General features: G+C 42.9%; 28 protein-coding genes. All 28 read left to right on the forward strand.

The genetic code is table 11. From position 1 onward, the window contains the following. Positions 1-352 precede the first annotated feature (352 nt). The 28 genes from BLT29_RS02225 to BLT29_RS02360 all read left to right on the forward strand — a co-directional run bounded on the left by BLT29_RS02225 (position 353) and on the right by BLT29_RS02360 (position 25,984). Entirely contained in the window at positions 353-592 is a 240-nt protein-coding gene (locus BLT29_RS02225) for a LuxR C-terminal-related transcriptional regulator (RefSeq protein ID WP_245700999.1), read from the forward strand. Between the two features lie 212 nt (positions 593-804). Beyond that, on the forward strand, positions 805-2,091 hold the full coding sequence (locus BLT29_RS02230; RefSeq protein ID WP_176763759.1) for a helix-turn-helix domain-containing protein: 1,287 nt from the start codon (positions 805-807) through the stop codon (positions 2,089-2,091). Between the two features lie 117 nt (positions 2,092-2,208). Beyond that, entirely contained in the window at positions 2,209-2,658 is a 450-nt protein-coding gene (gene rpiB, locus BLT29_RS02235) for a ribose 5-phosphate isomerase B (protein ID WP_090774695.1), read from the forward strand. Further along, positions 2,655-3,194: a TIGR01440 family protein gene (locus BLT29_RS02240; protein ID WP_090774696.1), complete on the forward strand. Its 540-nt coding sequence runs from the start codon at positions 2,655-2,657 to the stop codon at positions 3,192-3,194. Before rpiB ends, BLT29_RS02240 begins: the two co-directional genes overlap by 4 nt. An 82-nt stretch (positions 3,195-3,276) precedes the next feature. Continuing rightward, on the forward strand, positions 3,277-4,533 hold the full coding sequence (gene glyA / locus BLT29_RS02245) for a serine hydroxymethyltransferase (protein WP_090774697.1): 1,257 nt from the start codon (positions 3,277-3,279) through the stop codon (positions 4,531-4,533). 120 nt (positions 4,534-4,653) lie between these two features. Then, the gene (upp, locus tag BLT29_RS02250; protein WP_090774698.1) at positions 4,654-5,283 is read left to right on the forward strand and encodes a uracil phosphoribosyltransferase; all 630 of its coding nucleotides are present in this window, start codon (positions 4,654-4,656) and stop codon (positions 5,281-5,283) included. A 274-nt stretch (positions 5,284-5,557) separates the two neighbouring features. Beyond that, the gene (locus BLT29_RS13815; RefSeq protein ID WP_281241393.1) at positions 5,558-7,843 is read left to right on the forward strand and encodes a S8 family serine peptidase; all 2,286 of its coding nucleotides are present in this window, start codon (positions 5,558-5,560) and stop codon (positions 7,841-7,843) included. Between the two features lie 223 nt (positions 7,844-8,066). Beyond that, on the forward strand, positions 8,067-8,270 hold the full coding sequence (locus BLT29_RS02260; protein ID WP_090774699.1) for an AtpZ/AtpI family protein: 204 nt from the start codon (positions 8,067-8,069) through the stop codon (positions 8,268-8,270). After that, the gene (locus BLT29_RS02265; RefSeq protein ID WP_090774700.1) at positions 8,271-8,675 is read left to right on the forward strand and encodes an ATP synthase subunit I; all 405 of its coding nucleotides are present in this window, start codon (positions 8,271-8,273) and stop codon (positions 8,673-8,675) included. Between the two features lie 4 nt (positions 8,676-8,679). After that, positions 8,680-9,393: a F0F1 ATP synthase subunit A gene (gene atpB / locus BLT29_RS02270; RefSeq protein WP_090774701.1), complete on the forward strand. Its 714-nt coding sequence runs from the start codon at positions 8,680-8,682 to the stop codon at positions 9,391-9,393. 55 nt (positions 9,394-9,448) lie between these two features. After that, on the forward strand, positions 9,449-9,664 hold the full coding sequence (gene atpE, locus BLT29_RS02275) for a F0F1 ATP synthase subunit C (RefSeq protein ID WP_090774702.1): 216 nt from the start codon (positions 9,449-9,451) through the stop codon (positions 9,662-9,664). A 108-nt stretch (positions 9,665-9,772) separates the two neighbouring features. Next, a complete protein-coding gene (gene atpF, locus BLT29_RS02280) occupies positions 9,773-10,264 on the forward strand; it encodes a F0F1 ATP synthase subunit B (protein ID WP_090774703.1) in 492 nt (163 codons plus the stop codon). Then, complete coding sequence (locus BLT29_RS02285; RefSeq protein ID WP_090774704.1) at positions 10,261-10,806, forward strand: F0F1 ATP synthase subunit delta; 546 nt, start codon at positions 10,261-10,263, stop codon at positions 10,804-10,806. The genes atpF and BLT29_RS02285 overlap by 4 nt, the downstream gene beginning before the upstream one ends. Positions 10,807-10,837: 31 nt before the next feature. Continuing rightward, positions 10,838-12,352 carry a F0F1 ATP synthase subunit alpha gene (gene atpA / locus BLT29_RS02290; protein WP_090774705.1) on the forward strand — a complete coding sequence of 505 codons (1,515 nt, stop codon included), beginning with the start codon at positions 10,838-10,840 and terminating at the stop codon, positions 12,350-12,352. A gap of 84 nt (positions 12,353-12,436) precedes the next feature. Continuing rightward, a complete protein-coding gene (gene atpG / locus BLT29_RS02295; RefSeq protein ID WP_090774706.1) occupies positions 12,437-13,303 on the forward strand; it encodes an ATP synthase F1 subunit gamma in 867 nt (288 codons plus the stop codon). A 34-nt stretch (positions 13,304-13,337) separates the two neighbouring features. After that, the gene (gene atpD, locus BLT29_RS02300; protein ID WP_090774707.1) at positions 13,338-14,750 is read left to right on the forward strand and encodes a F0F1 ATP synthase subunit beta; all 1,413 of its coding nucleotides are present in this window, start codon (positions 13,338-13,340) and stop codon (positions 14,748-14,750) included. A 49-nt stretch (positions 14,751-14,799) separates the two neighbouring features. Then, complete coding sequence (locus BLT29_RS02305) at positions 14,800-15,204, forward strand: F0F1 ATP synthase subunit epsilon (RefSeq protein ID WP_090774708.1); 405 nt, start codon at positions 14,800-14,802, stop codon at positions 15,202-15,204. 236 nt (positions 15,205-15,440) lie between these two features. After that, a complete protein-coding gene (locus BLT29_RS02310) occupies positions 15,441-15,677 on the forward strand; it encodes a DUF1146 family protein (RefSeq protein WP_090774709.1) in 237 nt (78 codons plus the stop codon). Between the two features lie 79 nt (positions 15,678-15,756). Beyond that, on the forward strand, positions 15,757-16,518 hold the full coding sequence (locus tag BLT29_RS02315; RefSeq protein WP_090774710.1) for a YwmB family TATA-box binding protein: 762 nt from the start codon (positions 15,757-15,759) through the stop codon (positions 16,516-16,518). A 42-nt stretch (positions 16,519-16,560) separates the two neighbouring features. Beyond that, on the forward strand, positions 16,561-17,859 hold the full coding sequence (murA, locus tag BLT29_RS02320; RefSeq protein ID WP_090774711.1) for a UDP-N-acetylglucosamine 1-carboxyvinyltransferase: 1,299 nt from the start codon (positions 16,561-16,563) through the stop codon (positions 17,857-17,859). A gap of 151 nt (positions 17,860-18,010) precedes the next feature. Continuing rightward, positions 18,011-19,054 (forward strand): stage II sporulation protein D, encoded by a 1,044-nt coding sequence (gene spoIID, locus BLT29_RS02325; protein ID WP_090774712.1) that lies wholly within the window; start codon positions 18,011-18,013, stop codon positions 19,052-19,054. A gap of 142 nt (positions 19,055-19,196) precedes the next feature. After that, positions 19,197-20,093: a stage II sporulation protein SpoIIQ gene (gene spoIIQ, locus BLT29_RS02330; RefSeq protein WP_090774713.1), complete on the forward strand. Its 897-nt coding sequence runs from the start codon at positions 19,197-19,199 to the stop codon at positions 20,091-20,093. Between the two features lie 180 nt (positions 20,094-20,273). Continuing rightward, positions 20,274-20,561, forward strand: a complete 288-nt coding sequence (gene spoIIID / locus BLT29_RS02335) for a sporulation transcriptional regulator SpoIIID (RefSeq protein WP_090774714.1) — start codon at positions 20,274-20,276, stop codon at positions 20,559-20,561. 164 nt (positions 20,562-20,725) lie between these two features. Next, positions 20,726-21,730 (forward strand): rod shape-determining protein, encoded by a 1,005-nt coding sequence (locus BLT29_RS02340; RefSeq protein WP_090774715.1) that lies wholly within the window; start codon positions 20,726-20,728, stop codon positions 21,728-21,730. Between the two features lie 49 nt (positions 21,731-21,779). Beyond that, complete coding sequence (locus BLT29_RS02345; protein WP_090774716.1) at positions 21,780-22,112, forward strand: DNA-directed RNA polymerase subunit beta; 333 nt, start codon at positions 21,780-21,782, stop codon at positions 22,110-22,112. Between the two features lie 211 nt (positions 22,113-22,323). Further along, positions 22,324-23,763, forward strand: a complete 1,440-nt coding sequence (locus tag BLT29_RS02350) for a spore germination protein (protein ID WP_245701001.1) — start codon at positions 22,324-22,326, stop codon at positions 23,761-23,763. A 39-nt stretch (positions 23,764-23,802) separates the two neighbouring features. After that, positions 23,803-24,912, forward strand: coding sequence for a GerAB/ArcD/ProY family transporter (locus tag BLT29_RS02355; protein WP_090774717.1), 1,110 nt, complete (start codon positions 23,803-23,805; stop codon positions 24,910-24,912). Beyond that, entirely contained in the window at positions 24,902-25,984 is a 1,083-nt protein-coding gene (locus BLT29_RS02360) for a Ger(x)C family spore germination protein (RefSeq protein ID WP_090774718.1), read from the forward strand. Before BLT29_RS02355 ends, BLT29_RS02360 begins: the two co-directional genes overlap by 11 nt. Positions 25,985-25,994: the final 10 nt, after the last annotated feature.

The raw sequence follows: 25,994 nt of genomic DNA on the forward strand, positions 1-25,994 counted from the left end.
AGCCTCCTTGTGGTAGATGGTCTTTTGGGTAGTGTTTGTTTTTGGGGAGGGGAGTATGCATAGAGATTGTTGATAGGGCTGCTATACGAGGAGACAAGTTAGGTCAAAGTGATCTTACATAATATGTATCACTATATATTTAATTATTGTTTTAATACAAATAAAAAGATTTATAAAACATATATTTTCACCCAGAAAACCGCTGTTATATTTCTTTAGTAAACCCTCACCCCAAAAATCATCAACAAACCCTAAAATTTTTCATTCAATTTTACCTCTACCAATTAACCAACAACTTAAATTAAAATGAAATAGTCGATGTATTTCATGAGTTGAGTCGGAGGTGTGTATGATGGAAAAATTGACAGCCAAGGAAATGGAAGTGGCAATTTTTGTAGCAAAAGGCTATAAAAATGAAGACATTGTCGAAGAAATACATGTGTCTCGACGGCGTGTAAATGCAATCATTGCAAATATTAAGCTTAAATGGTGTGTGGAATCACGTGTAGAGATAGGTGTGCTTGCTTATCATTTTGGGTTATATACACTTGATCGACTGGATTTGCCTTCACCTAAGCGGATAATTTATTGAAAAAATAGTTTGATTTTAAGATGTATTGATTTTCATGATACCTCGAATGAGTGCACTGAAAGTGACTTATTCGGGTTATTTTTCGTATTTTCCTGAAGTATATAGCTAATTATACACTTTTCCTTTTGGACTTAGGCTTGCTTTTATGGTAATCTAAAAGAGAAAATGCTAAATATGTAGAATAATAGTCATTCATGTCAGGGGGGTCATCTATGTCTGTAAGTATTGGTCAACGGATTTCACAATTGCGAAAGCAGCAAAAGATGACGCAAAAGGCTTTAGCTGATTGCTATTTTTCGTCTACGTATGTCAGTCAAGTTGAAAATAATCAGAAGGAACCGTCGGAGAAGTTTCTTATCCATATTTGCAAACGCTTAAACGTATCGCTTGATGATTTGCTTGATAAGGATCTTCAAGTATGTGAAGAAGAGATTGAGACAATCGCTGCTCAATTTTGGGAACATCTGTCGTTGACTGAAACAGAGCGTGCATTTTTGCAACTACACGCATGTGAAAGTCATCGACCTGTTGTTTTAGTGAGGGTTTATGGGGTGTTGTTACGGGATTACGTCATTCGAGGCTTGATTGGAGATGCAGAACGTTTACATGTTCAAGCGCAAACGCTTTTACCAGCAGATCTGAAAGAGTTGGGAGACCAATTTGCGTGTATGGTCTATTACCATGCTTGTGGACAATTGTTCTTTTCGAAGCAAGACTTCGTTCAAGCAGATGTGTATATGACAAAAGCAGCGCAGTATTTACAGTGTCATGATGAATCGACAGCGACCTTGCGTTTATTATTTGATTTGAGTGCTGTGAAACAACGCATTCATAATGACATGTCGATACCGTTACAATATTCTTATCGTCTCTATGACATTTTGTCTCGGTCGGATGACAAGGTTCGTTTTGTTCATGCGGCCTTAAAAGTGGGGGCGCAACATCGATTATCAAGGTACTTTGAATACGCTGAAAAATTTTACAGAGAGGCCTATGATTGTGCAGCGCGCTTAAATGATGCGTATACACTTTCCTTTGTTTACTATCACTTAGGTTTACTTCATAAAGCAAAGGAAGAGTGGAAAGAGGCCAAAGCGTATATGCTGAAAAGTTTATTGTTACAACAAGAAACGGAAGTGGCAGAAAAGGAACGCGCCTATGTGTTAAAAGAACTATTGGTGATTGCAATGGAAGAAAAAGATTGGGAACAAGTTGATGATTATTTGTTAAAGGTGTCAGCCATTATTGGTCAAAATCAAGAAGTATTAAATTACATGGATATAGAAGTTCAAGCAATAAAAGCAAAGCGTTTGTTATATCAAGGGGACGCTGTCACTTATGAAAGAGATATGGAAAGAATTCTTGATCATGCGATAAGTAAAAAGCAGTATAAATTGGTTTGTAGATTCGCAGAGCAACTAGGCAGATATTATCAAGAGAAACGCGCGTATAAAAAAGCAGCAAGATATTTGGTGTGTGCATGCGATTATCGGTATTGATATTAAGAAATTTTGGCTAAAGCTTTTCATAAAACAAAACAATGCGTTCTCCCCGATCTCTCGTCTATGCTATAATCAATGTGAATGATGGATTTCTCAAAAAGGAGTGGTGCAGACGTGAAAGTAGCGATTGCCTCAGACCATGGCGGCAAACGTTTAAAAGACGAGTTGCTCAGTTTACTGGATGAGTTACACATTGCATATGAGGATTTTGGCTGTTCGTGTGAGACATCCGTTGATTATCCGGATTATGCATTACCGGTCGCTGAAAAAGTGGCGGCGGGCGTATTTGATCGTGGCATTTTAGTATGTGGGACAGGCATTGGAATGTCGATTGCGGCAAACAAAGTGAAAGGCATTCGCTGTGCGCTTGTTCATGATACATTTAGCGCCAAGGCGACCCGTCAGCACAATGATACAAATATGTTAGCACTAGGCGAGCGTGTCATTGGGCCGGGTCTGGCACGTGACATCGTAAAAATTTGGTTAGAAGAAGCATACGAGGGCGGTCGTCATGCTGCGCGAGTTGGCAAAATTACCGCTTATGAGGCCCAGGAAGAGCAATGACACAGATTCAAACGGACTTGCGAACAGCACTTGTGGCTTTTACGGAAGCGTGTCCCGTGTTGTTAAAAGGGGGTATATTTGTCGTTGGTGCGAGCACAAGTGAAGTTGCCGGCGCTCACATTGGCAAGCAAGGATCACTGGAGATTGCGGCAGAATTGTATGAGACGCTGACTTCTTTTGCGGCGGAACAAGAGGCCGCATTGGCATTTCAATGTTGTGAGCATTTAAACCGCGCACTTGTGCTGGAGCGCGTAGTTGCGCAGACCCGCTCGTGGCCAGAGGTTTCTGCAGTGCCAGCACGAGATGCGGGTGGCGCGCTAGCGACGTATGCGTATACGCACATGGATGCACCCGTGTTAGTGGAAGCGATTCAAGCCGATGCGGGCATTGATATCGGTGATACGCTCATTGGCATGCATTTAAAGCCAGTAGCTGTACCCGTTCGTGTACAACAAAAGATGGTCGGACAAGCACACGTGACATTAGCGTATACGCGTCCAAAGTTCATTGGTGGCGCACGCGCGTGTTACGAGTAAATTAGTCATGGATCAACGTTCAGAAGTGTGCATCTGATCTGTGGCGAAGTTTTGTATTCCGGAATAGAGAGGAGCAAACAGGATGGAGCAAGTGAAACGGCAAGATCCAGAAGTTTTTGCAGCAATCGCATCAGAATTAGGGAGACAGCGTGATCATCTTGAATTAATCGCTTCGGAAAATTTTGTTAGTGATGCCGTTATGGAAGCGCAAGGCTCAATATTAACAAATAAATATGCGGAAGGTTATCCACGACGTCGTTATTACGGTGGTTGTGAATATGTTGATATTGCTGAAGACTTGGCGCGTGACCGGGCGAAAGCTTTGTTTGGTGCGTCTTATGTGAATGTCCAACCCCATTCAGGCGCACAGGCGAATATGGGGGTATATTTTACAGTTTTACAGCAAGGGGATACAGTGCTCGGGATGAACTTGTCACATGGCGGTCATTTGACGCATGGTAGTCCGGTGAACTTTAGTGGGATGCAGTACAACTTTGTGGAGTATGGTGTACGCGAAGATAATCAACGTATTGACTATGATGTTGTGCGCACACTTGCGCATAAACATCAACCAAAGCTAATTGTTGCTGGGGCGAGCGCGTATCCACGTGCAATTGACTTTAAAGTTTTCCGTGAGATCGCTGATGAAGTGGGCGCGCTGCTTATGGTTGACATGGCGCATATTGCCGGTTTGGTAGCGGCAGGGTTGCACCAAAACCCTGTGCCATATGCTGACTTTGTGACAACAACTACGCATAAAACGTTGCGCGGACCCCGTGGTGGGATGATTTTAGGGAATGAAAAAACAGCTGAAGCGTACGGGAAGAAATTGGATAAAGCGATTTTTCCGGGCATTCAAGGTGGACCGCTCATGCATGTCATTGCCGCCAAAGCGGTTGCTTTTGGCGAAGCGTTGTCCCCTTCTTTCAAAGCGTACGGTGCGGCTGTGATTGCAAATGCACAGCGGTTAGGCGAACAGTTGCAAAAAAACGGGATTGACATCGTGTCTGGGGGAACAGACAATCACTTGTTGTTGCTAGATCTTCGCGGTCTCGGTCTAACAGGAAAAGTAGCAGAAAAAGTATTGGACGCTGTCGGCATGACAACGAATAAAAATACAATCCCGTATGATCCAGAAACCCCGTTTGTGACAAGTGGCATTCGAATTGGTACCGCAGCGGTGACATCACGTGGATTGAAAGAAACGGACATGGATGAGATTGCCGATTTAATGGCGTTAACGTTGAAAAATCATGGAGATGAAGCAACACTGGGGAAAGTACGCGGACGTGTAGCTGCTTTAACAAAACAATTCCCACTTTATCCAGGGATGATATAAGGATATAAAAAGGAACGGCGTCGTATACGTCCGTTTCTTTTTCTATGAAAAGCTTGGCGAATACTTGTTTTTCCGGTACACTCTAAATGATAAGATATGGTTGAAGGAGCGTGACATGAGATGAGCACAGTCCATGTATTGAATCACCCATTAATCCAGCATAAACTTTCGTATATTCGTGATAAACGGACAGGCACGAAAGATTTTCGTGCACTGGTTGATGAAGTGGCAGCGTTAATGGCGTTTGAGGTAACGCGTGATTTACCTGTAGAAGAAGTAGAGGTGGAAACGCCGGTTGGACCAGCGACAGTAAAGAAATTATCGGGGAAAAAGTTAGGTCTCATCCCTATTTTACGTGCGGGTATTGGCATGTCTGAAGGGATATTACGTATGATTCCAGCAGCGCGTGTGGGACATGTAGGCTTGTATCGCGATCCAGAGACGTTACAGCCTCATGAGTACTACGTGAAACTCCCAAATGATGTCGAGGAGCGAGAGCTGCTTGTCATTGACCCGATGCTAGCGACAGGAGGTTCAGTCGTTGAAGCGATCAATAGCTTGAAAAAGCGTGGGGCAAAGAGTATGCGCCTTATTTGCCTTGTCGCGGCACCAGAGGGCGTGCGCTACGTACAAGAGGCGCATCCGGATGTCGACATTTATTTAGCAGCGCTAGATGAAAAATTAAATGAAAAAGGCTATATTGTACCCGGCTTAGGCGATGCGGGTGACCGGTTATTCGGGACGAAATAAAAATAGATGAGAAGAATGAAGTAACTGATGCTAACGTGTGTCAGTTGCTTTTTTATATGCACAACCTTATCCACATTTTTATGGATAATCAGTATCTACATGATATGAAAAGGTAAATTGTCCACAAATTTATGAGGTTATACACAGAAAAATGCACATATCCACAGTTTTATGCACGAATATGTCCACAAGTGGCAGCATGTATTTTGGCGCATACAACATTTCTTGCTGCACATACTAATTTTTACGACAATGTGTGGGGGAGATTGTACTGATGACGCGAAGAGGTTGTTATATACATGTACTGTTGCTCGTTTTACTTATAATGAGCCAAGCATTCTCACCAATAGCAGTACATGCAGAAGAGAAAATGAACATTGAAAATGATGTTGAGGTAGATGGCGATGAAGAAGAACGGCGTGTTGTCATTGTCTCTGCATCAGGTGATGTTGAAAATGCGGTTGAGACAGTGAAAACCCGTATTCCTTCGGCAAAGATCAGGCAAGTATACAAAGAAGTGTATAGAGGATTTTCGTTAGAAGTTTTAGAGCGTGACATCCCGACGTTAGAGAAATTATCTGTTATTGCGCGTGTCGATGATATTGCCATTTATCAACCAAGTATTGAAGGAAGCATTGATTTTGTTGGTGGTGGGAGAGAAGCAAGTCGCTACTTTGATGCAAAAGGTCGCCGCATTACCGGTGCAGGGGTGAAAGTGGGCGTGATTGACACCGGGATAGACTATGAGCATCCTGATTTACGGCGAAATTATAAAGGTGGTTATGATGTCATTGATGATGACGACCAACCGATGGAGACAAAAAGTCCGCAGGGAGAACCGACATTACATGGCACGCATGTAGCAGGTATTATCGCTGCGAATGGACGCATTCAAGGCGTCGCACCAGAGGCTGACATTTATGCGTATCGTGCTTTAGGACCAGGAGGACAAGGAACAACTGAACAAGTATTGACAGCGATTGAGAGAGCTGTAGGAGACGGTGTTGATGTGTTAAATTTGTCATTAGGAAACACCATAAATGGACCCGATTGGCCAACAAGTTTGGCACTTGACCGTGTCGTTGATAAAGGGGTTGTTGCCGTCACATCAAGTGGAAACAGTGGTCCGAATATGTGGAGTGTCGGTTCACCTGGAACATCAACGAAGGCGATTTCTGTAGGTGCCTCGTTGCCACCAATTGATGTACCCTATATTACACTATTCACGGACCAAGCACATCATATCCCTTTGGCACCAATCGCTGGTGCAAAGCCATGGACATTTAAACGGGATGTGGCGTTAGTGGATATCGGACATGGGCTTGTTGCAGATTACCGTGATTTGTCCGTGAAAGGAAAAGTCGTATTAGTCAAACGTGGACGCGCGACCTTTGCAGAGAAGTTGATGACTGCAAAGCGGGCTGGAGCGATTGGTGTGCTCCTTTACAATCATTTAGATGGCGCGTTTGCTGGAGGTGTGTTAGAACCAATTGATATTCCGGCGGCGAGTTTATCGAAAGAAGACGGTGAGTGGTTACTTACTCACATGAATGAGAAGAAAAAAACAGCATACATTCGTACGAAATTTGAGCGCAAACAAGATTTAATTGCTTCGTTTAGTTCGCGTGGACCGGTAACCGAAACATGGCAAGTAAAACCTGACCTCGTGGCACCGGGCGTTGCCATTCAAAGTACGGTACCAAAAGGATACTTAGGGTTGAACGGAACGAGTATGTCAAGTCCACATGTTGCAGGAGCAGCGGCTTTATTATTGCAACTTCATCCCGAGTGGACACCTGAACAAGTGAAAGCAGCCCTCATGAATACAACGAAAACATTAACAAGTGAGCGCGGGCAACCTTATAAGCCACACGAGCAAGGAACGGGGCGTTTGCAAGTGGATCAAGCGTTACGAGCAGAAACGCTTGTTTATCCGGGAACGTTAACTTTTGGGACATGGTCAAAGAACGCTGCGCGAACGAAGCGAACGCTCTCGCTGACGATTGAAAATACAGGTTTACGCGCGAAAACATATTATATTGACCCGCCAATCGGTTCTTTAGACGGCATTGGATGGCAAACCCCGTATGCTGTTCGCGTTGCACCAGGAAAGAAAAAGGTTGTCCAATTATCTGCAGACATTTTCCCAGCTGCGTTACAGGAAGGACTACACGCGGGCATAATTACAATTAAAGGTGATCGTTTACCTATTGAGGTACCGTATGTACTTTTTATGGAAGAGCCAAATTACCCTCGTGTAATGGCATTTCAATTTGCTCATGCTGATAAAAAGAATCACTATTACTATGAGTATTACTTGCCGGGTGGGGCCGAAAAATCTGGCATTGCTTTGTATGACCCTGACACATTTACGTTTGTGACAAATTTAGTTGAGAACGAACAAACTCATCGTGGTATGATCAGTGGGGAGTTGAGTGATGTGACTGTGCCACCGGGGCGCTACAAAGCATTGGTCTATGCAGAACAAAGCGGGGTGCAAGATACGATTGAGACGTATATTGAGATTGGTCAAGCAGATAAACATATAAGAGAAGAATGAATGCAAAAAATGGGGAGTAGGGACACTTTGGTCGTCAAAACTCCCCATTACCTTACATACATTTACCAAACCTGTGAACAAACGAAAACACTTTTACGAAAGAAATGTGTTTATATAGAGAAAACCGTTGACAGAAGTGGAGTCCTATTGTACCATTACACATGGGTTACTGTGACAAGGCTTACATAATGATCGTGTGTAAGATTGCGTTCATACAAGGGGGATGAGTGTGCGTGCATTTGTGCTTGTTTCAGTGATTACCTCGTATGTCGTTGGTGGAACACTTGGGGGCGTTTTTCTTGGTCGCTGGCTTGATAGATACTTTGGGGTAGAACCGCTCTTTTTGATCAGTTGTTTGTTAGCTGGCATGGCCTTAAGCGCGTATGCCATTTATAAAGCTGTTCAACCCTTTCTAGGAGACGATTGAATGGCTGCACAAACAAAAGATATTTCGCTACAAGAGCAGATGAGGCGCTATACGTACATTTTGCTTGCTGTTCTCGGTACGTGCACAGGTGGCTACTTCATAATGTCATCTCAAGCGGTTTTCTTGGGGATTATGGTAGGTTTTGTAACGGGCTACCTCATGCTGTGGACGATGTATCGACATGCACAAATTATTGGAGGCGCGCATACACACTCAACACGCTTTGGTATGTTCATGGCAGGTTTAGGGTTTGTGGTGCGAATCATGCTCGCTGTTTTTACAGTGGCGCTTTCCTTGAAGTACCCAACACAACTCGATACGCTTGCAGTACTGATTGGTCTTGGTTTGGTGTATGCCATGACAATGATTGAGATGATGTGCAAAGTTTTGCGACGAAAGGGGTGAAAAAGTGGATTATAAAAATTTAACATTTGAATGGCTTGGTTTAAAGTTTGATGGCACGGTGATGATTACGACAACAATTGCAATGGTGATTGTATTTGTTGTTACCGTCATTGGTTGTCGCAAACGAGCCATGCACCCAACCGGTCTACAAAACTTTATCGAGTGGGTGATTGATTTTGTCCGCGGCATTATTAAAGCAAACATGGATTGGAATGTTGGGGGACGTTTTATTGCGCTCGCGTATACACTTCTTTTTTACGTGTTTGTTGCCAACATGATGGGATTACCATTTAAGATTTCGACAGAGACGAGTCACCACGTTTTGTGGAACTCACCGACGTCGAATGCGGTATTAACGTTGTCCATGGCAGCATTAGTGATTGTGTTGACCCATATTTACGGGATTAGATTGCGCGGCACAAAGCAATATTTGAAAGGTTATGTCACTCCTTACTGGTTTTTATTGCCATTTAAAATTATTGAAGAAGTGGCAAATACCCTGACACTTGGGATGCGACTATTTGGGAACATTTATGCCAAAGAAATATTAATGATTCTCATTGTCGGTTTAGGATCGTCTGCTTGGTATTTGTGGGGCGCAATGTTTGTGCCACTCTTAGTATGGCAAGCATTTGGTATTTTCATCGGCGCGCTTCAAGCTTATATCTTTGCGATGCTAGCGATGGTGTATATGGCGCATAAGGTCGAAGCTCATTAAAGTGTGACGAAGTCAAACGTTTTAATTATTTAATTCTTTGAAGGAGGAAATATACATGGTTGCATTAGGAATAGGACTTGCTGCAGGATTTGCGGCAATCGGAGGGGCTCTAGGGGTTGCTCTTATCGTGAAAGCTGTACTTGAAGGGGTGGCACGTCAGCCAGAACAACGTGGCGCGTTGCAAACACTCATGTTTATCGGAGCGCCGTTAGCAGAGGCACTTCCAATCATGGCGATTGTTATTGCATTTATGCTCTTTGGTAAGTTGTAAAAAGATCAGGATAGACTGGACTATTTTTCGAGAGGCGACAGCGTTCTCATAAGGACCTCTCGCCTTTCTTTATGTAAAAGATCACATTTGTAAAAGGGGTGTACAATTGTGCCATTCGATATTGCATGGGGGACTATCGTTTATCAACTTGTTGGTTTCCTCGTCTTAATTGCTTTATTAAATAAGTTTGCATTAAAGCCGATGCTTGGTATCATGCAAAATCGCCAAGATATGATTAACGAGCAGATGGACTCAGCAAAGCGTAACCAAGAAGAAGCAGAAAAGCTTGTGGCTGCGCAACAAGAAGAATTGAAAAAAGCACGTGTAGAAGCACGTGAACTCATTGAAAATGCGAAAAAAGCTGGTGAGCAACAAGGCAAGCAAATGGTTGAAGAAGCACGTGCAGAAGCAGCGCGTATTCATGCACAAGCACTTGCAGAAATTCAAAATGAAAAAGAACAGGCGGTTGCAGCGTTACGTGCGCAAGTCTCCTCACTTTCAGTGCTGATAGCAAGTAAGGTGATTGAAAAAGAGCTTGATGCAAAAGAACAAGACAAGCTTGTGCAAACGTATCTCAAACAAGTGGGCGAAGAGCTATGAGCAAGAGCGCAGTAGCAGGTCGTTACGCTGTTGCTCTTTTTGAGTTAGCAGAAGAAACAGGACAAGTCGACAAATATGAAGCAGAACTGTCATTAATTGAAGCCGTTTTTGCAGAAACGCCTCAGTTAACACAAGTGTTAATACAGCCGGGAATTTCTTTAGACAAAAAAGAAGATCTCCTTGTTCAAGCATTTAAGGGCCAGGTGAGCGAGCCAGTGTTCAATACAGTTTTATTATTGTTTTCACGGGGGCGCGTTCGGATGATCGCAGCACTTGCTGACAGCTACAAAAAGTTAAACGACGAGAAAAAAGGGATTGCCACTGCAACGGTTTTTTCGGCAAAACCATTAAATGATGAGGAAGCGCGCCAAATAAGTACGACATTTGCTCCTAAAGTTGGTAAGCGTGAATTGCGTGTGGAGAATGTAGTAGACGTGACAGTACTCGGAGGTATAAAGGTTAGAATTGGTGACCGTGTATTTGATGGCAGCATTCAAGGGCAATTAACAAGGCTTGAAAAGCAACTATTAGAAGCAAATTGAATCTGGATTCGGAAGTTAGGGGTGAAAACGAATGGCTAGTATGAAAGCGACGGAAATTAGCTCGCTCATTAAAAAGCAGATTGGTGAATTTGAAGCGACGGTGGATGTGCAAGACGTCGGCACGGTTGTTCGTGTTGGTGACGGAATTGCTTTTGCTTATGGACTCGAAAACGTCATGGCTGGAGAGCTGCTGGAATTTTCTACAGGTGTCATGGGGATGGCGCAAAACTTAGAAGAAGATAGCATTGGGATTATTATTCTCGGTCCATACCGTGACATTCGTGAAGGAGACGAAGTGAAGCGAACAGGTCGGATTATGGAAGTACCGGTCGGTGAAGAGCTGCTTGGACGGGTTGTGAACCCACTTGGTCAGCCTATTGATGGTCTCGGCCCTGTTCACACAACGAAAACACGCCCGGTCGAGAGCCAAGCACCAGGTGTTATGGCGCGGAAGTCTGTTCATGAGCCATTACAAACGGGCATTAAATCGATTGATTCAATGATCCCAATTGGACGAGGACAACGTGAGCTCATTATCGGTGATCGTCAAACAGGTAAGACGGCAATTGCCATTGATACAATTTTAAACCAAAAAGACCAAGATATGCTTTGTGTGTACGTGGCGATCGGTCAAAAAGAATCAACGGTTTCAGGCGTTGTTGAAACGCTTCGCACACACGGTGCGCTTGATTATACGATTGTTGTTTCAGCTGGTGCATCAGACCCAGCACCGATGTTATTTTTAGCGCCATATACAGGTGTGTCGATGGCAGAAGAGTTTATGTATAACGGAAAGCACGTTCTTGTCATTTATGATGATTTGTCTAAGCAAGCAGCGGCTTATCGTGAAATGTCATTGTTACTTCGTCGTCCACCAGGTCGAGAAGCTTTCCCAGGAGACGTCTTTTACTTACACTCTCGCTTGCTAGAGCGCGCAGCGAAGTTGAATGATGATCTAGGCGGAGGTTCCATTACGGCGCTACCGTTTATTGAAACACAAGCAGGCGACGTATCTGCATATATTCCAACGAACGTGATTTCAATTACTGACGGACAAGTGTTCCTGCAGTCTGACTTATTCCATTCAGGCGTTCGCCCGGCTGTGAACCCAGGGATTTCCGTTTCCCGTGTTGGGGGGAGTGCACAAATTAAAGCGATGAAAAAAGTAGCTGGAACACTGCGTCTTGATTTAGCTGCGTACCGTGAATTAGAAGCGTTCGCCCAGTTTGGCTCAGACTTAGATGCAGCAACCCAAGCACGCTTGAATCGTGGAATGCGGACAGTCGAGTTGTTAAAACAAGACTTGCATCAACCACTGCCAGTGGAGAAGCAAGTAGCCATTATTTATGCACTGACAAAAGGTTATTTAGATGATGTACCGGTAGAAGACTGCCTTCGATTTGAATCAGAATTATTTACGTACCTTGACAACAGTCAGCCTGAACTGCTTGCGCACATTCGGACGACAGGAAACTTGCCAGAGGAAAGTGAGCTAAAAGCAGCACTGCAAGCATTTAAATCAAACTTTGTCACTTCAAACGAATAAAAGCAGCGTACAGGAAAAGAAATCAGGGGTCTACCGACTTCCGGCGACTGAATGCTGATTTCTGGTATGGAAGGTGGTGAACATATGGCTTCATTGCGTGATATAAGAACACGAATTAATTCGACGAAAAAAACACGTCAAATTACAAAAGCGATGCAAATGGTGTCAGCTTCGAAGTTAAATCGAGCGCAACTGGCGGCACAATCGTATGAAGTATATGCAAAGAAAATGCGCGAAGTCGTACATCATATTGCCCAGTCTGGTAGTCAAGTGAGCCATCCAATGTTAGAAGCACGACCAGTGAAGAAGACGGGCTACATTTTGATTTCCTCAGATAAAGGGTTAGCTGGTGGCTATAACGCGAGCTTGTTGCGTGATATGATGAAACAAATTGAGTCACGACATGCATCTATGGATGAATACGCCATTATTGTGCTTGGTCGCATAGGTCGCGATTTATTAAAGTCACGTAAACAACCGATCATTCAAGAAATGGTTGAATTACCTGATCAACCAACATTTGAAGACGTGAAAAGTTTAGCGAAGACGTCTGTTGATATGTTTGCAGATGGTTTATTCGATGAATTGTATGTGTGGTACAACCACTTTATTAGCCCGATGACACAACGCGTGACGGAGCAAAAATTGTTGCCACTCACTTCTGTAGAGGATGCAGAACTTCGTGAGTCAACGAGCTTATATGAGTACGAGCCATCAGAAGAAGAAATGGTTAAACGTGTATTGCCTCGCTACGCTGAGAGCCTCATTTATGGTGCGCTACTCGATGCAAAAGCGAGTGAGTTTGGTGCACGTATGACGGCGATGAGCGCGGCGTCGGATAATGCCTCTTCATTGATTGATGATTTGACGCTTTCTTACAACCGGGCGCGTCAAGCGGCGATTACACAAGAAATTACTGAAATTGTTGGCGGTGCAGCCGCCCTCGAATAAGGTTGAATACAGGAAAAAGTAGGAGGGGAAAACGATGTCAACAGGCCGTATTTTACAAATTACGGGACCCGTCGTAGACGTTAAGTTCCCAAGTGGGCAACTACCAGAAATTAATAATGCCTTAAAAGTGGCCCAAAAGGGTGGCGAAAAAGGCGCTGTAGAAGTAAATGTTACATTAGAAGTCGCGCTTCATCTTGGTAATGATACCGTACGTACTGTTGCAATGAGTTCTACAGATGGATTAATGCGTGGCACAGAAGTCACCGACACAGGTGCAGCCATTTCAGTCCCTGTAGGTGAAGCGACACTTGGACGTGTATTTAATGTGTTAGGGGAAGAGATCGATTTAAAAGAACCCGTCCCAGCAGATGTTCGTCGTGATCCAATCCACCGCGAAGCCCCAAGCTTTGAGGAGTTAACAACGAAGACAGAAATTCTTGAAACAGGTATTAAAGTCGTTGACTTACTTGCCCCTTATACAAAAGGTGGTAAAGTTGGTTTGTTTGGTGGTGCCGGTGTTGGGAAGACTGTTTTAATTCAAGAGCTCATTAATAACGTTGCCCTTGAACATGGTGGGATTTCTGTCTTCGCTGGCGTTGGTGAACGGACGCGTGAAGGAAATGACTTGTATCACGAAATGACAGAAGCGGGCGTTATTAAGAAAACAGCGATGGTCTTCGGACAAATGAATGAGCCACCAGGTGCACGGATGCGTGTTGCGTTAACTGGACTCACAATGGCCGAATACTTCCGTGATGAACAAGGCGCCGATGTACTTTTGTTTGTGGATAATATTTTCCGATTCACACAAGCTGGTTCTGAAGTATCTGCTTTACTTGGTCGGATGCCATCAGCAGTTGGTTACCAGCCAACACTTGCAACAGAGATGGGACAATTGCAAGAACGGATTACGTCAACAAAAAAAGGTTCTGTTACGTCGATTCAGGCGATTTATGTGCCAGCTGATGACTACACAGACCCAGCACCAGCAACAGCGTTCGCACACTTAGATGCAACAACGAACTTAGAGCGTAAGTTAACGGAACAAGGGATTTACCCTGCTGTAGATCCACTTGCGTCTACATCACGTGCCCTTGCACCTGAAGTTGTTGGTGAAGAGCATTATAACGTTGCCCGTGGCGTGCAGCAGACATTGCAAAAATACAAGGAACTCCAAGATATTATTGCGATCCTTGGTATGGACGAGTTATCGGAAGAAGATAAGTTGACAGTTGCGCGTGCACGTCGTATTCAGTTTTTCTTATCACAAAACTTCCATGTTGCCGAACAATTTACAGGACAACCAGGCTCTTATGTACCTGTAAAAGAAACAGTTCAAGGTTTTAAAGATATTTTAGCTGGAAAATACGATGATTTACCGGAAGATGCCTTCCGTCTTGTCGGTCGTATTGAAGAAGTCGTGGAAAAAGCAAAGCAAATGATGTAACGCTTTGTAAGCGATTTTTATAAGATGCGGCAGGAAGGAGGGGGTTATAATGGAAACAGTTCGTGTAAGTGTTGTGACACCGGATGGCGCTGTATATGAAGATGAAGGCGTCGAACTTGCTGTATTAAAGACGGTTGAAGGAGAAATTGGTGTCAAAGCCAAACATATTCCTTTACTCGCGCCCCTTGCGATTGGTCCAGCGCGATTCTTAAAAGGCGGCAAGGAGGCGCAAGTGTCAGTGATCGGTGGCTTTGTTGAAGTCCGTCCTGATCAAGTGACCATTCTTGCGGAAGCAGCTGAACGTCCTGAGCAAATCGATCTTAGCCGGGCTGAAAAAGCACGGCAGCGCGCAGAGGAGCGATTGCACAAGCAGCAAGAAGGAATTGATAAGAAACGAGCAGAGATTGCTTTACAACGAGCAATTACTCGGATGAATGTCGCGAAACACCGATAAATCAATGTAAAAAAGACCTTTCCACTGTGGAGGGTCTTTTTATCTATTGATCGTCACAAAATCGTGCTAAAATGTTCACAAAAAATGTTGGTCATCCTAAAATAACCAATAGATCTGCCTAGATTTTTGAGCCAAAATCCGGTATGATGGTTAATGAATTGTCTTGTCTACAGTTTCACGTCGTTTTGATTGTACTGAAATTGTCATTTGTTTTAGCAAGAAATGAGGTTTTGATATTGACGCAAGGACTAGGTGTAGAAGCATTCATACATATTATGGTGAGTTTGCTCTGCTTTGGACTCGCATGGTGGGCGCTTACATCCTTTAGGCTGGAATTGTTTGTAAAAGACATAAAGAGTAAACAAGCGCTTTTACTACGCTTGTTTATGGCGCTTGCACTCGGATATGTTGTTGCGCAGTTTATCCTAGATTATGTACAGTCTGCCCGGATGCTTCCGTACTTATTAAACTAAAATTTGCATGTATGCTTTGTCTCCAACAGGTAAAAATGGGACTAATGGATCCTTTATGTCCTGTGAGGAGAGGGTATAGATGCAAAAGGTGATGAACGTTGTATTTGTGTTAATATTGTGCGTGTGTGCGGTTATTTACACTTCAAAATCAAAAGAAACTGCTGTAGAGACACTTCAAGAACAAATGACTGCTTTTACACGACTGATGGACTCAGCATCGCTTGTGCCTAAGCAGTGGCATGTAAGGGCGAAAAAAGAAAAAGCACTTATTAGTAACAAGGAAATGTTTTTTGAGCAAGTTCATTTATTTGCTCGTACGCAGCCAACTTTTGAACTTTCTTCAATAGAAGAGACATCACATGAGCATTTAAAGGCAGTTTTCCTACAAAAAGATCACATCGGCGCGAAAGAAGTGCAGGTGTCGTTTGTGGCCGTACCTGAACAAGGACAATTTACTTTAACAAAAGTGTATGAATATGTTGCTGATGCATCATCGGAACAAACAATGGATGACAAAAAAGTGGTGCAGCAGTTAGAGGACTTAAACTTTGCTGATGCCACACTATATGTGCAAGTTTCGGCTGAAACACTGGATCCACTCACTTTTTCAGCATATGAAACGGCTCAGAAATGGGTGCGTCAACTTGGCGCCACTGAAAAAGAATCATTGTCAGAGGAAGCATTTGTATCTTTGTCCGGATACAATGATGCATGGCAAAATGGTGTCCCTCTTTCTACAGACGAAGAGATGAATGTACAAGTTGCACTTAGGCAAAGTCCGTACTTGGGCGGGGCAACGAAGGTAACTTTAGGCACGCCTATCATTACGACTGAATATTGATGATATAGAAGAGACTATAATGAGACGCGGAGGGGAAATACGTTGGAAAAAATCATTGTCCGTGGTGGCAAGCGGCTACACGGCTCCGTGAAGGTGGAAGGTGCTAAGAATGCTGTTCTACCTGTGGTAGCTGCATCCATTTTGGCTGAATACGGTGAGAGTACAATTGAGGATGTACCGCCTTTAACTGATGTGTATACAATGAAAGAAGTTTTAAGTAATTTGAATGTGGCTGTCACGTATGAAAATGGTCGCTTTCATGTTGATGCAACACGACCTTTAAAAACGGAGGCGCCGTTTGAATATGTGAGAAAAATGCGTGCTTCCTTTACTGTAATGGGTCCACTTTTAGCCCGTGTGGGGAAGGCGAGAATCGCTTTACCGGGAGGTTGCGCCATTGGGTCACGTCCAGTTGACCAACATTTAAAAGGGTTTGAAGCGCTTGGTGCAACGGTGGAGATCGGTAACGGTTTTATTGAAGCCCGTATTGATGGTCGCTTGCAAGGTACAAAAATTTATTTGGATTTCCCAAGTGTTGGGGCAACGCAAAATATTATGATGGCTGCTGTGCTCGCAGAAGGCACAACGACAATTGAAAATGTTGCTGAAGAGCCGGAGATTGTCGATCTTGCCAATTACTTAAATGCGATGGGGGCACGTGTCCGTGGTGCAGGTACTGGTGTGATTCGTATCGAAGGTGTTGATGCGTTGACAGGTACGGTTCATTCAGTGATACCGGATCGTATTGAGGCAGGGACGTTTATGATTGCAGCTGCAATCACTGGCGGCAATGTGTTTGTGGAAGGTGCAATTGGAGAACATATGCGGCCACTTATTGCTAAAATGCGTGAGATGGGTGTGGAGATTTCAGAAGAAGGCTCAGGGTTACGTGTGATCGGACCAGAGAAATTAAAAGCTGTCGATATTAAAACAATGCCGCATCCGGGATTCCCAACGGATATGCAAGCGCAAATGATGGCATTATTATTAAAGGCAGAAGGAACAAGTGTGGTGACAGAAACCATATTTGAAAATCGGTTTATGCACGTTGAAGAATTTCGTCGCATGAATGGTAATATTAAAATTGAAGGGCGCTCGGCCATTGTGACCGGTCCGAATAGCTTGCAAGGGGCTGAAGTTGGTTCCACTGATTTACGTTCGGGTGCTGCACTCGTCGTGGCAGGATTGGCTGCCGATGGTTATACACGTGTAACAGAACTAAAGCATATTGACAGAGGTTATAACCGTTTAACAGAGAAGTTAAAGGCACTTGGGGCTGATATTGAACGAGTGGAAGAGCATCAAGCAAAAGACTCTCTTGAAGTAGCTGAATCCATATAGTAATAAAAAGGCGCGTGATAAAAAGATTGTTCGTTGTCAATAAACGGGCAGTCTTTTTGTGCTTTTTTCATCAACGTTCGCATTCTCTCAAACGTCTATTTTTTTCTATAAATACATAGACTAATGGACGAGAAGAAAATGGGGGATTGTAATGAGAAGGATGGTATTCATAGCGGCAAGCCTTATTTCTATGATTCTTGTTGTGCCAAGTTTGTTTGTTGTTTTTATGAACCATGATGAGGACGCTTCAAGCGTCCAAGAGGTGGTGGTTTCACAAACGGAAAAAGCATATGCAGCACATGAGAAAAAGGAAGAACCAACAAAAGAGGAGGAAACAGCGATCAATATTCATGTCTATCGCAGTAATTTAGAAAAGATTGAAACCGTGTCGCTAGAATCTTATGTAGCAGGTGTCGTTGCGTCAGAAATGCCGGCAAGTTATGCGCCAGAGGCATTAAAAGCCCAAGCTTTAAGTGCACGTACAATCATCATTGACCGGCTCTTGAATAAAAAAGGTGATCAAAAGCTTCCTAAAGGAGCTGATGTCACTGATACGGTCTCGCACCAAGTATATAAAAATCAAGAAGAATTACAAGAACAGTGGGGACAAGACTTTTCCGCTTATTGGCAAAAGGTGACGGATGCGGTGAAGGCGACAGAAAATCAACTGTTGACATATGAAGGGAAGCCAATCATGGCAGCATTTTTCTCAACGAGTAACGGTTACACAGAAAACGCAAAAGACTATTGGGAAAGTGACTTGCCTTATTTACGTAGTGTAGAAAGTGCTTGGGATCAATCTTCTCCGCGTTATACAAAAGAAGTGACAATTCCGATAAAGAAATTTGAGGAATTGCTTGGCGTATCTTTACCTCAGGATGGCTCGGTTGGAACGATTGTTTCCCGCACAGATAGTGGCCGCGTAGAGAAAGTGGAGGTAAACGACCACATTTTCACAGGTAGAGAACTTAGAGAAATGCTCTCCCTTGATTCCACTGATTTTAATTGGTACATTCACGGAAAAGAAGTTGTCATACAAACGAAAGGCTGGGGGCATGGAATTGGCTTAAGCCAATTCGGAGCAAATGCGATGGCGTTAGAAGGTAAGACTTATGAAGAAATTGTAAAGCATTATTATACGGGTGTGGAAGTAACTGAGGCAAAACCGTTTTTACAGTCACTGTCATCACAATAGCGACCTATTTAAAAGGTCGTTTTTTCTTTTGTTGAGCAACGACCTACTTTTTAAAATCTTTTCTTTAAAAATGATAAAAATTGCAACGAGATGTATAGATCACTAGCAATTTGTTCAGAATGGTGGGCAGAGGTGATGAGAAATGAAAAAAGAAGAAAACAAACATTCTTCTAAAAAAGTTAATCTACAAATGTTGATGCGTAAGCGTTGGTTGTTACCTGCTGTTTATTTACTCGTTGCTGCTGGTCTTTTAAGTGCTGTATTCTTCACGCAAAATGGAGAGGAAAGTGCGGACCCAGACAACACACCGAATGAAGTCACGATGGATCCAAATGGAAGTGAAGACCCATCTGTACCGGTCGTTACAGGCGATGAGACATTACATATGCCTGTTGAGGATGAAGCAGAGTATAAACAAGTCGGATATTTCTACGATGCCGATGCCGACGTGGAAGAACAACAGAAAGCGCTTGTCTTTTATAGCAATGTCTATCGACAAAACCAAGGCATTGATTTGCAACGTAACAATGGAGAACGCTTTTCAGTGACCGCTGCGATGAGTGGGAAAGTCATTAAAGCGACGAAAGATTCTATCCTTGGGTATGTGGTAGAGATCGATCATGGTGATGATATTGTCACGCATTATTCCAGTTTGAACAATGTTGATGTGTCTAAGGGTGACCAAGTTAAACAAGGACAAGTCCTTGGCATGTCAGGGAGTAACGAGTATAACATGGATGCAGGTGTACATGTACACTTTGAGATTCGCAAAGAGGGTACAGCGCTGAATCCAAACGATGCTTTTGGAAAGTCGCTTGCGCGCATGGCTGATCTGTCCCCTTCAGATAAAAAGGAAACAGATAAAGGCACAGATGAGGAAACAAAGAAAGATCCTACGTCGGAAAAGTCTGAGATGGAATTACCATCAGATAAAAAGGAAACAGATGATGACGAAGCGAATGTTGAAGGCAAAGATGAGGAGACGAAGGAAGATCCTTCGTCGGAACAGCCTGAAATGGAGTTACCATCAGATTCTTAAGGACAAGCAAAAATGTCCAATTTGCTCAGAGAGCAAGTTGGGCATTTTTTAATGAGAAACATGACTCGGGCGCGTAAATGTGTAAGAAGTTGACGCACGACTGTGAATTTATGGTCTAAGCCGTCGACCTTGTTAATACACTTTACCAATCACCTATATACATCTAGGGAGGCGAGTCGTGTGCACGATTACATCAAAGAGCGAACCATCAAGATTGGCAAGTACATTATTGAGACGAAGAAAACTGTGAGAACGATTGCAAAGGAATTTGGTGTCTCAAAAAGTACTGTACACAAGGATTTAACAGAAAGACTTCCTGAAATTAATCCAGAGCTAGCAAACGATGTAAAAAAGATCCTTGAGTACCACAAATCTATTCGCCATTTGCGAGGTGGTGAAGCGACAAAAGTGAAATATAAGAAAAGTGCAGCAGCCGCAACAAAACAAACTGCAAAAACACATCAATAAATATGATCTAGCGCTTTATTTTGCCTATTTATATGTTAATATTTATACTAGGTACGAGTGCGTATTAGACGTCTCCTCCAATGTACAAGTGTACATAAAAGGTGATTTCTTGCGCACAATCACTTAGCATAAATGTTGAATGAAAATAGGGAGGAACATCAATCATGTTTGGTCGAGATATTGGCATTGATTTAGGGACAGCAAATGTACTTATTTATGTAAAAGGTAGTGGCATTGTTTTAAACGAACCATCCGTTGTTGCGCTTGATACGACAACGAATCGCGTATTAGCTGTTGGAGAAGAAGCGTTTCGAATGGTTGGACGGACACCTGGAAACATTGTAGCAATCCGTCCTATGAAAGATGGTGTCATTGCTGATTTTGATATGACAGAGTCGATGTTGAAACATTTCTTAAATAAGATTAAAGTAAAAGGTGTATTCTCGAAGCCGCGTATTTTAATTTGTTGTCCAACGAATATTACATCTGTTGAACAAAAAGCCATTCGCCAGGCAGCAGAAAAAAGTGGTGGAAAAGATGTGTACTTGGAAGAAGAGCCAAAAGTAGCCGCTATTGGAGCAGGCATGGATATTTTTCAACCAAGCGGTAATATGGTTGTTGACATAGGTGGTGGCACAACGGATGTAGCAGTTCTATCCATGGGCGATGTTGTCACTTCTACATCCATTAAAGTAGCCGGTGACAGGTTTGATGCGGATATTTTGACGTACATTAAAAAACAATATAAGCTATTAATTGGTGAACGTACGTCTGAAGAAATTAAAAAGCAAATTGCGACAGTATTTCCAAGCGCCCGTCGAGAAGAAATGGATATTCGTGGTCGAGATATGGTGACGGGTTTGCCACGAAATATCACGATCAGAACAGATGAGATTGAAAAAGCGCTTGTGGAAGCAGTCGATGATATTGTGCAAGCAGCAAAACAAGTGCTGGAGCGAACGCCTCCAGAACTGTCGGCAGATATTATTGATCGTGGCATTATTTTGACTGGTGGAGGCGCTTTACTACATGGGATGGACCAGCTGCTAGCAGAACGACTGAAAGTGCCGGTGCTCGTCGCAACAGAGCCAATGCATTGCGTTGCGGCGGGAACAGGCATTATTTTAGAAAACCTGGATAAAATGTCGAGTAAAAAAGTTCGTATTTAATAGCGTGGAAAATTCGTGAGATAACAGGAGTACAGGGGTGAGCGTAGGCATGGCAACAAAGAGACATCATGAAAAGGGACAAGCAGCAAATACGTTGGCGGAAACACAAAATCATCAAATAGAGCCGCTACAAACGAGAAGCGCGCGTAGAGAAAGCCGAGCACAGGAAGGGAATTTAGATGCTGTCTGGCGTTTGAGGCGTCAGCGTGTGCGCTTGCTCCCTATTTGGTTACGTCTTGTCATTGTTGGTTTGCTTACGAGTATTTGCTTGCTCGCGGGTCTTGTTATTGGGTATGGTGTAGTTGGTAACAGTGAAAATGCGTGGGAGGTCTTAAGTCCACAACTATGGTATAGCATGATTGATGCCATTCGTGGTCATTGATCGGTTCGGATATGATATGATAAATGGCTGAAAAGAACTGAGAGGGCTCAGTTCTTTTTTCGTGCATGTTTTTTTGTTCGCACCACATACTAAGTACATAAAAACAGAAAGGACGTTTCAAAAAGATATGTCATTCTTCTTCAAGAAAAAGCACTCAAAGTCGGGCACACCAAAACAAACTAGGTCTTCGTTTCAATCAGTTGACGACGTATTGAAGGCAGCAAACGATTCGTGTGACTTTACGCAACTGAAAAAGAAGATGAACAATCAAATGATGTCTTTTTATTATTTTTCTTCCCTAGTGGATGAAACGCAGCTAATAGATGAGGTTGTTCGGCCATTGCAGGAGTTGGAGCATCTAGATGAAAAAGACATGGTTGAGCATATGAATGCGTTGCAAATGAAACCCCTTTCTACTGCGGACGAGCTTGAACGTGATTTATTAACGGGTTATGTGCTCATACGCGGGGCACAACAGTGGACGCACACGGACTGGTTAGTCCCTCTCAAAAAGACAGAAGGACGCCAAGTGTCTATTCCAGAAGTAGAGTTTAGTGTGTTTGGATCAAAAGAATCTTTTGTAGAAATGATTGATGTAAATATTAATTTATTAAGGACACGCTTACCTACGAGTGACTTACGTTTGAAAAAACTGACAATCGGAGAATTATCGAAGACAACGGTGTACGTTGCTTATTTACAATCGGTTGTTAATGAAAAAAATGTACAAACAGTGTTACAGCGCCTAGGGAATGTAGAAATTGATCAAGTGCAAGACTCGTCTATTGTATTGCAAATGATGGAAGACAATAGTGCTTCTGTTTTCCCGCAATTTATTGATACAGAACGACCAGATCGTACAGCTGCCAGTGTAGCAGGAGGAAGAATTGCCATATTAACAGACGGGTCATCTCAGGCATTGCTTGCACCCGTCACAGCGGTTGAGTTTATTACATCATTTGAAGATTCTTTCCTCTCATGGCCAGCAGCAACGTTTTTACGATTGTTACGGTTGGCAGCGTTGTTTTTTTCAATTTTTGCAACCCCTCTTTATGTGGCAGTTTTGACATACCATCCTGAGATCATTCCACAAGATTTATTTAGTACCTTAATGATGTCACGACGCATTGTGCCATTTCCTCCCATTGTAGAAGCGTTATTTTTAGAAACGACAATTGAGTTATTACGTGAGGCAGGGGCGCGTTTACCAACGAAGATCGGGCAGACGATCGGGATTGTTGGCGGGATTGTCATTGGTACGGCAGCTGTCGAAGCAGGATTGACAAGCAATGTTTTGCTTATTATTGTCGCCTTAGCCGCGTTAACGTCGTTTACAGTACCGATTTACCGGATGGGTACAACGATTCGAATTGTTCGATTTCCGTTTATCATTGCTGCGCAAGTTTGGGGACTTGTTTCGATTGGTTTAATGTTTATTTTTATTGTATGTCACCTTTTGTCTCTCACTTCACTTGGTCGTCCTTATATGGCACCGATTTATCCATTTTCTTGGCGTGACTTAAAGGACACGTTCGTTCGTTTACCGCTGGAGATGCAAACGCATCGTCAAGCATTTTTGCAAACGAAAAAACCAAGGAAGTTTCAAACGAAGACAGTGCGTAGTCAAAGAGATATTGACGATGGGTATTAAGACAGGGGAAAGAACGGTTGGAAAAAGGAGCGTTTGGTGATGGAAAAAGAACTACCTAAGCATCTTCAAGTACCACCGTATATGGTCTTTTTCCTTGTTCATAGCATGCAAGTCGGTGTAGGGGTGTTAGGTTTTGCTCGTTACATTGCTGATGCTGCTGGTTATCAAAGTTGGATTGCCATTCTTTTAGCAGGGATCATGAATCAACTTATCATTGCAATGATGTTTTCGTCCATTAACAAAGTGGGTGGGGGCGATCTTCATGATATTACGTGTAAGGGACTAGGAAAATGGATGGGTTGGCTTGTCACGTTGCTTTTCTCTGTATATTTTGTTTTCCTAGCCGTAGTGGTATTGCGCACATATATTGAAGTCGTTCAAGTATGGGTTTACCCAGACCTTACTTCATGGCGTTTGGCGGTATTGGTTTTACTTGTCTCGTATTACACAATAAGAAAAGGGTTTCGTGTGATCACTGGGGTGACATTTTTCTTTGTGTTTCTCTCATCGTTGTTGTGGCCAACGTTTTTTGCGACGCTTGAATACGGTGAATGGCATCATTTGTTTCCGTTATTCCATACAACATTACGCGAGCAATTCGACGCAGTCATGTTAATGACGTTAAGTTTTGCTGGGGCTGAGGTGTTACTTGTGTATTACCCCTTTATTCAAAGCAAAGGAAAGAAAAAACAAGTGCGTCTAGCTGCGCATCTTGGTTCAGCATGGACGACGATTGTTTACTTGGGGATTGCAGTATTTACGTTTATTTATTACAGCCATGAGCAGCTTGTGCATGTCATTTGGCCAACGTTAAGTATATGGAAGATTTTAATTTTACCCGTGATTGAACGGATTGAATATGTTGGGATTGCCATTTGGTTAATAACCATTTTCCCAAATGTGTTATTGTTTATTTGGGCTGCAAGTCGTTTATGGAAGCGACAGTTTTCTCTTAAACATCGGACAACTGCAAAATGGGGAATCATTATTGTGTTTTTCTTGACAATCCAGTTTAATTCGAGGGAATCGATTGATTTACTAAATACAGCTGTCAATCGTGCGGGTCCACTGTTTAGCCTAGGACTCATCCCTTTTTTTTGGTTACTAAGTTTATTCTGGAAGAAAGGAGGTGCTACGCATGAACAGTAAGTGGCGTGTGCTTGTGATACTTGTAATTATCTGTGTAGCACTTTTGGCGCCAAACACAACGAATGTGTTGGATGAATTGCAACTGATGCAGACGATTGGTTTTGACGCTGGGGATGATGATGACGTCATTGGCACAGTAGGAATTATTTCTTATTCGGCAGATAAAAATTATCAAACAACAACGTTATCTGCACCTTCTGATTCTGCTCGGCACCATCGAATTAGGATGGATAGTATGACGTCGCATCCACTTCATGCTGGGAAACTAACAGGCATCTTATTCGGTGCGGATTTATCAGAGAGAGGGATTTTTGATACACTTGATACGTATTATCGTGACCCAAAAGTCGCTGCACGTGCCTATTTGGCGGTTGTCGATGGAGAAGCAAAAGAATTATTAGAGAACAAGTACCCCTTTCAACAAGAAGAGATTGGTTATTTAAATCGGTTAATTAACCATAATATTAATCGAGGGAACTTACCAAGAACAAATATGCATTTGTTTATGCGGGCATTTTATGAAAAAGGCAAGGATCCTTTCTTACCATTACTTGTTTACACGGATGAGTATATTCGCATACAAGGTTTGGCTTTATTTAAAGGGGACAAGTGGGTCGATCAACTTAATTTGGAGCAAGCATTTTTCTTTAAATTGTTGACAGATGACTATGAAACGGGAGGGCTCATTGAATTACCAATTGATGAGAACGGGGAACAAGCGGTTTTAAAAGAGCTCCGGTCAGGTAAATCTTTTTCTTTCAATATCAAGCAACAACAGCCGTCTATAGACATTCATGTACGGGTAAAGGCCCGACTAAGTGAATATAGTGGGAAACATTTAACAGAGGGAAGATTAAAGGAGATTACCGCTTATAGTGAAAAGGAGATGACAAAGAGGTTACAAAAGTTATTAAATGACTTACAGAAAAAGAAGCTTGATCCCATTGGTTTTGGGGATCAGGTGATTCATCGTGGACCAATGGATATTAAGGAATGGGAAGAAATTTATCCAGAAATGGCTTTAAACGCGACGGTGAGTGTGAAAATTATTGAATCAGGGGTCAGCCAGTAGCACGCTCGCT

Origin of the sequence: Shouchella lonarensis (assembly GCF_900096965.1) — a bacterium.
In the GTDB taxonomy this organism is placed as follows: domain Bacteria; phylum Bacillota; class Bacilli; order Bacillales; family Bacillaceae_D; genus Shouchella; species Shouchella lonarensis.

Excerpts from the sequence above, each read along its gene's own strand:
- BLT29_RS02225 (WP_245700999.1), top strand. The coding sequence starts at position 353 with ATGGAAAAATTGACAGCCAAGGAAATGGAAGTGGCAATTTTTGTAGCA.
- BLT29_RS02230 (WP_176763759.1), top strand. The coding sequence starts at position 805 with ATGTCTGTAAGTATTGGTCAACGGATTTCACAATTGCGAAAGCAGCAA.
- BLT29_RS02240 (WP_090774696.1), top strand. The coding sequence starts at position 2,655 with ATGACACAGATTCAAACGGACTTGCGAACAGCACTTGTGGCTTTTACG.
- glyA (WP_090774697.1), top strand. The coding sequence starts at position 3,277 with ATGGAGCAAGTGAAACGGCAAGATCCAGAAGTTTTTGCAGCAATCGCA.
- upp (WP_090774698.1), top strand. The coding sequence starts at position 4,654 with ATGAGCACAGTCCATGTATTGAATCACCCATTAATCCAGCATAAACTT.
- BLT29_RS13815 (WP_281241393.1), top strand. The coding sequence starts at position 5,558 with ATGACGCGAAGAGGTTGTTATATACATGTACTGTTGCTCGTTTTACTT.
- BLT29_RS02260 (WP_090774699.1), top strand. The coding sequence starts at position 8,067 with ATGAGTGTGCGTGCATTTGTGCTTGTTTCAGTGATTACCTCGTATGTC.
- BLT29_RS02265 (WP_090774700.1), top strand. The coding sequence starts at position 8,271 with ATGGCTGCACAAACAAAAGATATTTCGCTACAAGAGCAGATGAGGCGC.
- atpE (WP_090774702.1), top strand. The coding sequence starts at position 9,449 with ATGGTTGCATTAGGAATAGGACTTGCTGCAGGATTTGCGGCAATCGGA.
- BLT29_RS02285 (WP_090774704.1), top strand. The coding sequence starts at position 10,261 with ATGAGCAAGAGCGCAGTAGCAGGTCGTTACGCTGTTGCTCTTTTTGAG.
- atpA (WP_090774705.1), top strand. The coding sequence starts at position 10,838 with ATGGCTAGTATGAAAGCGACGGAAATTAGCTCGCTCATTAAAAAGCAG.
- atpG (WP_090774706.1), top strand. The coding sequence starts at position 12,437 with ATGGCTTCATTGCGTGATATAAGAACACGAATTAATTCGACGAAAAAA.
- atpD (WP_090774707.1), top strand. The coding sequence starts at position 13,338 with ATGTCAACAGGCCGTATTTTACAAATTACGGGACCCGTCGTAGACGTT.
- BLT29_RS02305 (WP_090774708.1), top strand. The coding sequence starts at position 14,800 with ATGGAAACAGTTCGTGTAAGTGTTGTGACACCGGATGGCGCTGTATAT.
- BLT29_RS02315 (WP_090774710.1), top strand. The coding sequence starts at position 15,757 with ATGCAAAAGGTGATGAACGTTGTATTTGTGTTAATATTGTGCGTGTGT.
- spoIID (WP_090774712.1), top strand. The coding sequence starts at position 18,011 with ATGAGAAGGATGGTATTCATAGCGGCAAGCCTTATTTCTATGATTCTT.
- spoIIQ (WP_090774713.1), top strand. The coding sequence starts at position 19,197 with ATGAAAAAAGAAGAAAACAAACATTCTTCTAAAAAAGTTAATCTACAA.
- BLT29_RS02340 (WP_090774715.1), top strand. The coding sequence starts at position 20,726 with ATGTTTGGTCGAGATATTGGCATTGATTTAGGGACAGCAAATGTACTT.
- BLT29_RS02345 (WP_090774716.1), top strand. The coding sequence starts at position 21,780 with ATGGCAACAAAGAGACATCATGAAAAGGGACAAGCAGCAAATACGTTG.
- BLT29_RS02355 (WP_090774717.1), top strand. The coding sequence starts at position 23,803 with ATGGAAAAAGAACTACCTAAGCATCTTCAAGTACCACCGTATATGGTC.
- BLT29_RS02360 (WP_090774718.1), top strand. The coding sequence starts at position 24,902 with ATGAACAGTAAGTGGCGTGTGCTTGTGATACTTGTAATTATCTGTGTA.